Here is a 10,238-nt window from a genome sequence, read left to right as displayed (position 1 = left end):
CCGACGGCAACGCCCACTCCTTCGAGGGTGGCCACTACATCAGCGTGGTGGGCTACCGCGACGGCGGGAAGGTCGTGACGATCGCCGACTCGGCGAACCCGAACCAGGCCTCCTACCGGATGGACGTGGACGAGCTCGCCCGCTGGATCGCCAGCCGCGGCTACAGCTCCTGACCGATGACGAAGGGCCCGACCCCCACCACGGGGTCGGGCCCTTCGGCGTATCCAACGGCTGCCGTCCGGTCACCTCGTCGTCACGCCGGCGTCGTCACCCGGACGGCTCGCTCCACCACGCTGGGTCGCGCCGGACCGTCCGGGCGACCGTGAAGGAGCAGCAGTGACAGCCGAGGAGGCGACGAACCGCCCCGACGTGAGTGTCGTCGTACCGGTCTACAACACGCTGCGCTACCTGCGGCAGTGCCTCGACTCGCTGCTGCGGCAGACGATCGGGCCGGACCGGATGGAGATCGTGGCGGTGGACGACGGGTCCACCGACGGCAGCGGCCGCCTGCTGGACCGGTACGCCGCGCGGTACCCGGGCACCGTACGGGTGGCGCACCAGCCCAACTCCGGTGGCCCGGCCGCGCCGTGCAACCGGGGACTGGACCTGGCCACCGGCCGGTACGTGTTCTTCCTCGGTTCCGACGACCGGCTCGGCCCGGAGGCCCTCGAACGCCTGGTCGCCGCCGCCGACCGGTACGGCTCGGACGTGGTGCTCGGCAGGGTGGTGGGCGTCAACGGCCGGCACGTCTTCTCCGACGTGTTCGCCGACGGCAACGTGGTCGACGTGAGCCTGTTCGACTCGGCGCTGCCCTGGTCGCTGGCGAACACGAAGCTGTTCCGGCGCGAACTGGTCGACCGGCTGGGGCTGCGCTTCCCGGAGGACATGCCGGTCCTCAGCGACCAGCCGTTCACGCTGGCCGCCTGCTACCACGCCCGGCGGATCTCGGTGCTGGGCGACTACGACTACTACCACGCGGTGCGCCGCCTGGACGCCCGCAACATCACCTACCACAGCCGGGTCGAGCAGCGCCTGGTCAGCGTGGAGCGGCTGTTCGCGTTCGTCGCCGGCCTGATCCCCGCGGGACCGCGCCGGGACGCGGTGCTGTGCCGCCACGTCGGGCTGGAGCTGGCGAACCTGGTCGGCGACGACTTCCGGCACCTGGACCGGGCCACGCAGGAACTGGTGCACAGCAGCGTCGCCCGGCTGGTGCGGCGGCACGTGACTGACGGCCTGCGGGACCGGCTCGGCATCGAGGCCCGGCTGCGGCTGGGCGCGGTGACCGCGGGCGGGGTCGACGAGCTGCTGGCGGTCATCGAGCAGGACACCGGCCGGGGGGTGCCGGCGACGGTGTTCGCCGGGGACCGGTGGCACGCGGGCTATCCGGGCGCCCCGGCCGGCTGGACGGACGTCACCGACGTACGCGCCGGCTGGCTGGCGCGGCTGGACGCCGTCGACGTGAGCTGGGCCGACGGGGACACGCTCACGGTGACCGCGCGCAGCCCGTACCCCCGGTTCGCCGCGCAGGCGGGACCGGTGCGGCTGCTGGCCGGTGCGGTCGTGGGCGCCACCCGGGTCGACGCCGGCGACCCGACCGGCCGCACGGTCCGCACGGAGTTCCCCCTCGACCGGCTCCTGGCCGCGAGCCGCGCGGGCGGCCGGCGGCATCCGGTACGCGCCGAGGTGGACGGCGGCCACGGGCGCGGCGGGGCCGCGGTGCGCGCGCCCCGGCTCGCCGCCGGGCGGCCCCGCCTGCTGCGGCACGGCGCCCGGCTGTACGCGGTCGCGGCCACCGTCGACGGGCGCAACGGTCAGCTCGTCCTGTCCGTGGTGCCGGTGACCGTCGGGCAGCTCGTCGGGCGGCTGCGCCGGCGCGGCCGGCGCGGTCCAGCCGCGGCGCAGACAGCGGGGCACGGCCCCGCGCAGACGTCAGGGCGCGGCGCGGAAGGCCGGCTCGGCCGGCATGGGCACCTGGAGGTACGTGGTGCCGCGCAGGTCCAGCCAGGCCCGCTGCGGCGCGCGGACCAGGCGCACCATCACTCCGGAACAGGCGGGACATCGCCCGACCAGGCCCGGGGCGTGCGAGTAGACGTGTAGCCCGGCCATCGGGCCGGTCATCCCGCAGGTGTCGCAGCGCCCGGTGGTGGCGCTCAGGTCGACGGCGAACACCTCGCGCAACGGCCCGTCGAGCATGTTGCCATCCAGGTAGGACAGGTCGGTCATCCGCTCTCCTCGGGTCGTCAGCCGGTCGGGCCGAACCGTTCGGTCCGCACGCGCCGGGTCGGGTGGCCCAGCCCCACCAGCAGGTCGGCCACTGTCTCCACGAATCCGGTGGGGCCGCAGACGTAGCAGAGCGGCTCCAGGTCCGGCGGCCAGCCGTGGCTGTTCACGTCGGCGAGGCCGATCCGGTGCGGCTCGCCGCGCCAGCCGTCGGGCGCCGCGCGGGTGTAGACGTACGCGACGTCCAGGCCCTGGTCGTCGCGGGCGCGGCGGCGCAGCTCGTCGGCGTAGATCACGTCGTCCGGGGTGCGCACCGAGTAGACGAGCCGGAACGGGGTGCGGCTGCCGGCGGCCCGGCGCGCGCGGATCATCGCCATCAGCGGCACCACTCCGGATCCGCCGCCCACCAGCAGCACCGGCGCGGTCTCGTCGGTACGCCAGACGAACCAGCCGCCGACCGGCCCGCGCACCTCGATCGGGTCGCCCTCGGCGTAGGTGTCGGTCAGGTACGGCGACACCTCGCCGTCGGGCACCCGCTGCACCGTCACCTCGATCCGCTCACCGTCGGCCGGGCCGGCCAGCGAGTACGACCGGGCGGCCTGGTAGCCGTCCTCGGCGGTCAGGCGCAGGTCGACGTGCTGCCCGGGCAGGTGGCCGGGCCAGCCGGGCACGTCCAGCACCAGCGTCTGCGCGGTGGGCGTCTCGATCCGCCGCTCGACCAGCCGGGCCACCCGCCACATCAGCGGCGCGACGCGGCGGCCCTGTGCCTGGGCCGTCACCTCAGTCGCCCTGGTAGCGCTGCTCGCGCCACGGGTCGCCGTAGTCGTGGTAGCCGGCGGTCTCCCAGAAGCCGGGCCGGTCGTCGACGAGCAGCCGGATGCCGTGCACCCACTTCGCCGACTTCCACAGGTACAGGTGCGGCACGAGCAGCCGCGCCGGGCCGCCGTGTTCGGCCGGCAGCGGCCCTCCGTCGTACGTGTGCACCACCCAGGCCCGCCCGCCGCGCAGGTCGTCAAGCGGCAGGTTGGTGGTGTAGCCGCCGTAGGAGTGCGCCAGCGCGTACCGGGCGGTGGTGTCGACGCCGTCGAGCAGCGTGTCCAGGGAGACGCCCTGCCAGGTGGTGCCGAGCTTGGACCAGCGGGTGACGCAGTGCAGGTCCACCGTCGGCGTGTCCTGCGGCAGGCCCATCATCTCGTCCCAGGACCAGCGGTACTCCGCGCCGGTCTCGCTGGTCAGCACGAACTCCCAGGTGTCGAGCGGCACCCGCGGCGTCGGGCCGGCGGAGAGCACCGGAAAGTCCTCGGTGAGGTACTGCCCCGGCGGCAGGTCGGTCGCGGACGAACGGGGCCGGCCCTGGAAGCCCGGCGAGACGATTCCCACCCGTCAGTCGTACCACCGCCGGCCGTGCCGGGGCAGCGGTTCCCACCGAGTCAGGCGCCGCCTCCGCCCTGCACCTCGTGCACGACGGTGCGCTGGCCGTCGCCGCTGTTGCGGGTGGCCCGGAGGCTGGTGATGGTGACGATCACCAGGACGCCGATGATCACGCCGAGCGAGGCCAGCGTCGGAATCTCCGGCACGCCCTCCCAGATGCCGTGCGCCCAGTGCAGGCCCAGCTTGAGGCCGATGAACGCCAGGATGACGGCCAGGCCGTAGCTGAGGTGCACGAGCCGGCTCAGCGCGGCGTGCAGCACGAAGTAGAGCGCCCGCAGGCCCAGCAGCGCGAAGGCGTTGGTGGCGAAGACCAGGTACGGGTCCTCGGTGATGCCGTAGACGGCGGGCACCGAGTCGACGGCGAACACGATGTCGGTGGCCAGCACCGCGACCACGACGAGCGCGAACGGGGTGAGCGCCCGGCGGCCGTTCTGCCGGATGGTCATCCGGGTGCCGTGGTATTCGTCGACCACCGGCATGACCTTGCGCAGCAGCCGCACCGACCGCATCTTGTTGATGTCGACCTCCTGCTCGTGCCCGTTGAGGGCGTCGCGCAGCAGCTTCACCGCGGTGGCGACGAGGATGAGCGCGAAGAGCAGGAAGGCGAAGTCGAGCGTCTTGAGCGCGGCGGCGCCGAGCGCGATGAACACACCGCGCAGCACCAGGGCGCCCGCGATGCCGTAGAGCAGCACCCGCTGGGCCAGCACGGAGGGCACCGCGAACGCGGCGAGCAGCAGCATGAAGACGAACAGGTTGTCGACCGACAGCGACTTCTCGACCAGGTAGCCGGTGAGGTACTCGATGCCCTGCTGGCTGCCCCAGCGGGACCAGATCCAGGCGCCGAACGCCAACGGCAGCGCGATGTAGAAGGCCGACCAGCCCAGGGCCTCACGGATGGAGACCTCGTGCGGCTTGCGGGTGACCAGGAAGTCGAGCACCAGCAGGACGAGCACGCCGACGATCGTCACCGCCCACAGCGTGGGCGTGCCGACCGACGACAGTTCGGCCGCAGCCAGCGGGGACAATTCGGGCATGGAACCTCCTCGAACACCGTGTCATGTTCGAGGTCTCCTTCACCCACGTTTCCGTGGGCAACCACCCGGGGCTCGCCTCGGCGGCTTGCCGTACTGACCGGAATGATTTTTGGGAAGTACTCCCCTCGCCTGGACAAGGCTAGGTCACCGCCGGACCGGACGCCAAGTCGGGACACGGATGCTTGCCCTGGTCAACAGACTGGGCGGCGGTTCAGGGCATGGCGCCTGGTCACCGCGGCCCCTATGGTGACGCAGGTGACAGTCCAGGGACCGCTGACCGGCGTACGGGTGATCGAGCTGGCCGGGATCGGCCCCGGGCCGTTCGCGGCGATGATGCTGGCCGACCTCGGCGCCGACGTGGTGCGCATCGACCGGCCCGGCGGCGGCGGGTTCGGCGCGTTCCCGGGCGACCTGCTGAACCGCAACCGCCGCTCGATCGCGGTGGACCTGAAGCAGCCCGCGGGCCGTGACCTGGTGCTGGCGCTCGCCGCCCGGGCCGACGCGCTGGTGGAGGGCTTCCGGCCCGGGGTGACCGAGCGGCTCTGCCTCGGCCCGGACGACTGCCTCACCGCCAACCCGCGCCTGGTGTACGGGCGGATGACCGGCTGGGGGCAGGACGGCCCGCTCGCGCACAGCGCCGGACACGACATCGACTATCTGGCGCTGACCGGGGCGCTGCACGGGGTGGGCCGGGCCGGTGAGCGTCCGGTGCCGCCGATGAACCTGCTCGGCGACTTCGGTGGCGGGGGCATGATGCTGGCCCTGGGCGTGGTCGCGGCGCTGTACGCGGTACGCGGCGGCGCGCCCGGCCAGGTGGTCGACGCCGCCATCGTGGACGGCGTCTCGGTGCTGGCCACCCAGATCCACGCGCTGCGCGGCATCGGGCTGTGGCAGGACCCGCGCGGCGTGAACCTGCTCGACGGCGGCGCGCCCTTCTACGACACGTACGAGTGCGCCGACGGGCGGTACGTGGCGGTCGGCGCGCTGGAGCCGCAGTTCTACGCCGAACTGGTCCGGCTCACCGGTTTCCCGTTGGACGGCGACGACGCCCCGGACAGCGGCGACGCGCTGGACCGGGACGACCCGGCGAACTGGCCGGCGTTGCGGGCCGCCTGGGCGCGGCTGTTCCGCACCCGCACCCGGGACGAGTGGACGCAGCTGCTGGCCGGCACTGACGCCTGCGTGGCGCCGGTGCTCGACTGGGCCGAGGCGCCCGAGCACCCGCACCTGCGCGCCCGGGACACCTTCGTCGCGCCGGACGGGGTCACCCAGCCCGCGCCCGCGCCGCGTTTCTCGGCCACCCCGACAAGTGTGCGGCGCCCGCCGCCGGGGCCGGGCGAGCACACCGACGAGGTCCTCGCCGAGGCGGGGGTGGACGCCGCCCGGATCGCCGCGCTGCGGGCGGCCGGTGTGATCGCCTGATCGTGGGCGGTCAGCGTCGGCGCGCGGCGGCCGGGGCGAGCGCCGGTTCCACCATGTCGCGGTAGTCGCGCGGGAACTGGACCACGACGTCCTGGAACTCGCCGCCGCCGATCGCCTCGCGCAGCGTGGTGAACACCGCGCGTACGGCGTCGCGGGCGGTGTTCTCGTCGCAGTCCGCCCGGCGGGCGACCCGGGCCACGAACTCCGCCGCGCCGAACCGCTCGGCCGCCTCGTCCCGCGGGTACGGGCTGAGCAGCCCCTGCAGCGGCTTCGGCAGTTGCGCGGCCAGGTCCAGCACCTCGCCACCGGTCAGCCGCTGCGCGAACGTCTCCAGGGTGGCCGCGGTGAGCGTGGCGGCGCGGTCCTCGCTGGTGCCGGTGAGCCGGGCGACCCGGCCCACGAACGTCAGGTAGTGCATCGGTGGTACCCCCTTCGGTGCGCCCAGCGCGGCTACCCGCCCCGGCGCGGCGGAAACGGTTGCGACGGGGCGGCAGGTTTTCCGGTGGCGGCGGGCGTGAGCGGCGGCGCGGCGGGTAACCGCCGCCCGGTCGTGACCCCAACTACTGCCGCGAGGAGCCCGACTGATGGCGAGTTACTCGGATGTCCTGGAGTACCTGTCCGCGCTGGACTACCCGGCCGGGAAGGACGACGTCATCCGCGAGGCGGAGCGGGAGGGCGCGCCGCCGGACGTGTTGCGGGCGTTGCGCGCGCTGCCCCCGGTGGACTACGCCAACGGCACCGAGGTGGCCCGCTCGGCCGGCATCGACGCGGCCCCGGAGGTGAGCCGCTCGCAGCGCGCGGCGCAGGCCCGGGACAACCACCCGCGCGTGTCGCAGCACCTGCGCGGCATCTGAGCACGGCGGGAGAGCCGGCGGGCGACACGGCCGCCGGCCTCTGCGCGTGCGGAAAAGCTGGGCTCCTCTGTGGCCGGTCGCGCAGCCCGGACAGGCGAGCGCCCCGGGTCACGAACCGCGACCTGGGGCGCCACGCAGCACCTGTCCCCCGCGGTTCACGCCCGAACCGGGTCGCGACCGCGAGGCGGTGAGATGTTCGCCCGAACCGGGCGGGCATCGCTGCCACGATCATCATACGACGCAACATCAGCCGAACGGGTGAGAATCGCGGAACTGTGTCCGGGCGCACGTACGCGCTCAGGCGGTCACCTCGGCGTACCGGCGTTCCAGCTCCACTCGCGCCAGCGCTCCGACCAGCCACGACAGTCGTTCCGACTCACCACTGCCGGCCAGCCCGGCGAGGTCACCGGCGGTACGGCCCAGGCCGAGCCGGCGGGCCGCCGCGAGCGCTCGACGGTCGGCCACCGGCGCCGCCTCGCGCCACAACGCCTGCGCCTCACGCAGGAACAGGTCGCACACCTCGTCGTCCACTCCGGGCAGTGCGGTCAGCAGCCGCCGCTCCCCCGCCGGGTCCTGACGCGCCGCGGTGCGCAGCCGGCGCAGGTCGCCCCGGTACGTGTCGACGACCGTGCGGGCCAGGTCGCCGAGCGTGTCGGCGAGCCCGGCCAGGTCGCCGCGCAGCCCGGCGGCGCGCAGCACGCGTACCCGGTCCTCGTGGCGCGAGCGGGCCATCCGCGCCGCCGTGTCCCAGCCGGCGTCCCGCAGCGCCGTGGCCGCGTCGACCGCGCGGTGGAAGTCGCCCCGGCGGGCCAGCAGGACGGACAGGTAGAGGACCTGGAACAGCTGGGCCGGGTTGTTCGTCACCCGGAACCCGAAGCACTCGGCGAAGCCGCGGCCGTCCCCGGCGAGCCGGCGGGCCAGCCGCTTCTTCTCCTCGACGCTGCGCGTGGCGGTGTGTGTCGGCATGCCGCCGACTACCCAGGCGACGGCCCGGCATTCGGGTACGACGGTCAGCGGGACACGCCGCCGCTGCGGTCGCGGGCCTTGAGCCGGGTGGTGGGCAGCGCGGGCGCGGGCAGCGGCGGCGCCGCGTCGTCGGCGACGACGCCGAAGCGGCGGCCGGCCATCCAGTCCTCGCGGGCGGCCACCACCTCCTCGTGTGAACGGCCGACGAAGTTCCACCACATCACCAGCGGCTCGTCGAACGGGGTGCCGCCGAGCAGCAGCAGCCGGGTGCCCGGTTCGGCGCTCAGGGTCAGCGCGCTTCGCCCGAGGCCCAGGTACAGCAGCGCGCCGGGGGCCAGCGCCACGCCGTCGCAGTCGGCGGCGCCGGACATGGCCAGCAGCGCGTACTCGAAGTCGGGGCGCAGCGGCAGCGTGGCCGGCGCCGCGCCGCGGGCCTCGAGCTGCGCGCCGACGAGCGGGGTGTGCACGACGGCGGGCGAGCGTTGCCCGCCGAACTCACCGACGAGCACCGTGACGTCCAGGTCGCCGTCGCGCAGGCGGGGCAGGTCGGCGTGGTGGGCGAAGTCCGGGTCGCCGGCGCGCGCCGGGTCGGGCAGCGCCACCCAGAGTTGTACGCCGTGCATGAGCGGCGGGTGCACCAGCGGGGAGCGCTCGGAGTGGGCGATGCCGCGCCCGGAGGTCATCACGTTGAGCTGGCCGGGGCGGATGGGCTGGACGTTGCCGAGGCTGTCGCGGTGCAGGATCTCCCCGTCGAGCAGCCAGGTGACGGTCTGCAGGCCGGTGTGCGGGTGCGGCGGCACCTCCATGCCAGGCCGGTCGGCGACGTCGTCGGGCCCGAAGTGGTCGACGAAGCACCACGCGCCGACCATCCGGCGCTGCCGCTGGGGCAGCAGCCGGCGCACCGTGGTGTAGCGGCCGAGGGGGACGTCGTGCCCGGGCAGCAGCACGCTGCCCGGGTCGGTCGGGCCGACGCCGGGCGGGAGCGTCTGCGCGGGCAGGGATTCGGTGCGGTCCACCGCCCCGACTGTACGCTCAGTCCGCCGTGACGCTCACCGCGTTCGCGCCCGCCGCCAGATCGAGGTAGAGCCGTTCGGCCGCCCGGTCCCAGCCCGGTGAGCTGACCAGGTCACCGGCGGCGATCCCGCCGTGCCGCTCGTCGTAGACGGTCAGCGAGCCGGCCCCGGCGGCGACGCGCACCCGCACCGGCGGCCCGCCGGGCACGGTGACGGTCAGCTCGCTGACCCCGCCGGTCATCCGGACGGTGAGCGACCCGTTCAGCCGGGGCAGCAGCAGCCGGGTCCGCGACGCGCCGCCGACCAGGTCGGCGCCGTCGAGCCGGGCGTCGCCCAGGTCGAGCCGCTGCTCGCTGACGCCGCCGACGAGCCGTAGCCGCCAGGTGACCCGGGAGTTGAGCACGACGTCCACGGCGGCCGGACCGCGACGGCCGTTCTCCTCGACCCGCAGGCGGACCCGGTCGCCGACCATCTGCGGGCGCGGCGTGACGCCGCCGTCCTCCGGCACGTCGATGCGGTAGAGGTCGTCGCCGAGGTCGGCGGCCCGCAGGGTGAACCTGGTCAGACCGTCGGCCAGCTCGAACTCGGCGCGCTGCCGGCCGCCCCGGGGCTCGGCGAGCGTCTGCGCTCCGGCGGCCTCGGCCGCGCCGACACCTCCGGCGCCGGTGGCGGGCGACGGCGGCGCGCCGCCGGAGAAGACCACGCCGAGGCGGCCCGGGTTGGACAGCGTCACCGCCACGGCCACCCCGCCGAGCACGACCACCAGCGCGGCGGCGGCGGCCAGCAGGCGGGCCGCGCCGGACCAGCGGGGTCGGGTCAGGCCGGGCTCATCCTCGGATGTGGTCATGGTCATCCCCTCTCGCCGGTCCCCAACGGGTCATACGTGTCCGTTTCCCGGTCGGTTCACTCCTTTTCCGTGGCAGCGGTACGGGAGCGCACCTTGTCGGCGCACGTGGTCAGCACGGCGTGGGCGTCCAGGCCGAGGCTCTCGATGGCGACGAGCGCGGTGAACGCCACGTCGGCGAGTTCGGCGGCGACCTCCTCGCGGGTGTGCGTCACCCCCTTGCGCGGGTTCTGCCCGAGCATCCCGATCCAGGCGGCGGCGACCTCGCCGGCCTCCTCGCCGATCTTGAGGATGCGACAGGTCAGCTCGGTGTCGCCGCGGCCGTTCGCGGCGTCCAGCCAGGCGCGCGCGTCCCGCGCCGTTGTCCAGATGGTGGCGTCCACGGCGACCAGTGAACCTGATCGCGCAGACCGTTCGTATCCTGGGGCGACGCAGGCCAGCAGGTCTGCGGCCC

Annotated in this window: 11 protein-coding genes and 2 pseudogenes; 4 read left to right on the top strand and 9 right to left on the bottom strand. The window is 74.5% G+C overall.

The window, feature by feature from the left end:
• Positions 1-173, top strand: a pseudogene (locus BAW75_RS33005) (C39 family peptidase); the annotation flags it as partial.
• Between the two features lie 163 nt (positions 174-336).
• Positions 337-2,097, top strand: a complete 1,761-nt coding sequence (locus BAW75_RS20335; protein ID WP_104114559.1) for a glycosyltransferase family 2 protein — start codon at positions 337-339, stop codon at positions 2,095-2,097.
• On the opposite strand, the pseudogene BAW75_RS33000 reads toward BAW75_RS20335, so the two are convergent.
• From BAW75_RS33000 to BAW75_RS20320, 4 genes and pseudogenes are all read right to left on the bottom strand, one after another.
• A pseudogene (locus BAW75_RS33000) lies at positions 2,023-2,193 on the bottom strand (DUF6510 family protein); the annotation flags it as partial. The gene BAW75_RS20335 and the pseudogene BAW75_RS33000 sit on opposite strands and share 75 nt — an antisense overlap.
• 47 nt (positions 2,194-2,240) lie before the next feature.
• Complete coding sequence (locus BAW75_RS20330) at positions 2,241-2,960, bottom strand: ferredoxin reductase (RefSeq protein WP_176722796.1); 720 nt, start codon at positions 2,958-2,960, stop codon at positions 2,241-2,243.
• Between the two features lie 40 nt (positions 2,961-3,000).
• Positions 3,001-3,600 (bottom strand): sulfite oxidase-like oxidoreductase, encoded by a 600-nt coding sequence (locus tag BAW75_RS20325; RefSeq protein WP_043324587.1) that lies wholly within the window; start codon positions 3,598-3,600, stop codon positions 3,001-3,003.
• 50 nt (positions 3,601-3,650) lie between these two features.
• Positions 3,651-4,685 (bottom strand): TerC/Alx family metal homeostasis membrane protein, encoded by a 1,035-nt coding sequence (locus BAW75_RS20320; RefSeq protein ID WP_104114558.1) that lies wholly within the window; start codon positions 4,683-4,685, stop codon positions 3,651-3,653.
• A gap of 243 nt (positions 4,686-4,928) precedes the next feature.
• Between BAW75_RS20320 and BAW75_RS20315 the strand changes: the two genes are divergently transcribed.
• Positions 4,929-6,107 carry a CaiB/BaiF CoA transferase family protein gene (locus BAW75_RS20315; protein WP_104114557.1) on the top strand — a complete coding sequence of 393 codons (1,179 nt, stop codon included), beginning with the start codon at positions 4,929-4,931 and terminating at the stop codon, positions 6,105-6,107.
• 10 nt (positions 6,108-6,117) lie between these two features.
• Here the strand turns inward: BAW75_RS20315 and BAW75_RS20310 are convergent, their stop codons facing one another.
• Positions 6,118-6,525, bottom strand: a complete 408-nt coding sequence (locus tag BAW75_RS20310; RefSeq protein WP_030502658.1) for a DUF2267 domain-containing protein — start codon at positions 6,523-6,525, stop codon at positions 6,118-6,120.
• Between the two features lie 166 nt (positions 6,526-6,691).
• Here BAW75_RS20310 and BAW75_RS20305 point away from each other — a divergent pair, with 166 nt between their 5' ends.
• Positions 6,692-6,961: a DUF2795 domain-containing protein gene (locus BAW75_RS20305; protein WP_030502657.1), complete on the top strand. Its 270-nt coding sequence runs from the start codon at positions 6,692-6,694 to the stop codon at positions 6,959-6,961.
• A gap of 297 nt (positions 6,962-7,258) precedes the next feature.
• Here BAW75_RS20305 and BAW75_RS20300 read toward each other — a convergent pair whose 3' ends face one another.
• Genes BAW75_RS20300 through BAW75_RS20285 form a run of 4 tightly spaced genes read right to left on the bottom strand, consistent with a single transcriptional unit; the run spans position 7,259 to position 10,167 of the window.
• Positions 7,259-7,927, bottom strand: a complete 669-nt coding sequence (locus tag BAW75_RS20300; protein ID WP_104114556.1) for a hypothetical protein — start codon at positions 7,925-7,927, stop codon at positions 7,259-7,261.
• Between the two features lie 44 nt (positions 7,928-7,971).
• The gene (locus tag BAW75_RS20295; RefSeq protein WP_104114555.1) at positions 7,972-8,943 is read right to left on the bottom strand and encodes a pirin family protein; all 972 of its coding nucleotides are present in this window, start codon (positions 8,941-8,943) and stop codon (positions 7,972-7,974) included.
• A 16-nt stretch (positions 8,944-8,959) separates the two neighbouring features.
• The gene (locus BAW75_RS20290) at positions 8,960-9,787 is read right to left on the bottom strand and encodes a hypothetical protein (RefSeq protein ID WP_104114562.1); all 828 of its coding nucleotides are present in this window, start codon (positions 9,785-9,787) and stop codon (positions 8,960-8,962) included.
• 56 nt (positions 9,788-9,843) lie between these two features.
• Positions 9,844-10,167, bottom strand: coding sequence for a MazG-like family protein (locus BAW75_RS20285; protein WP_043324595.1), 324 nt, complete (start codon positions 10,165-10,167; stop codon positions 9,844-9,846).
• Positions 10,168-10,238: the final 71 nt, after the last annotated feature.

Source organism: Micromonospora chalcea (assembly GCF_002926165.1).
Taxonomy (GTDB): Bacteria; Actinomycetota; Actinomycetes; order Mycobacteriales; family Micromonosporaceae; genus Micromonospora; species Micromonospora chalcea.
Note: the sequence above shows the minus strand (reverse complement) of the source record. Positions and strands in the feature narration are given on the sequence as shown.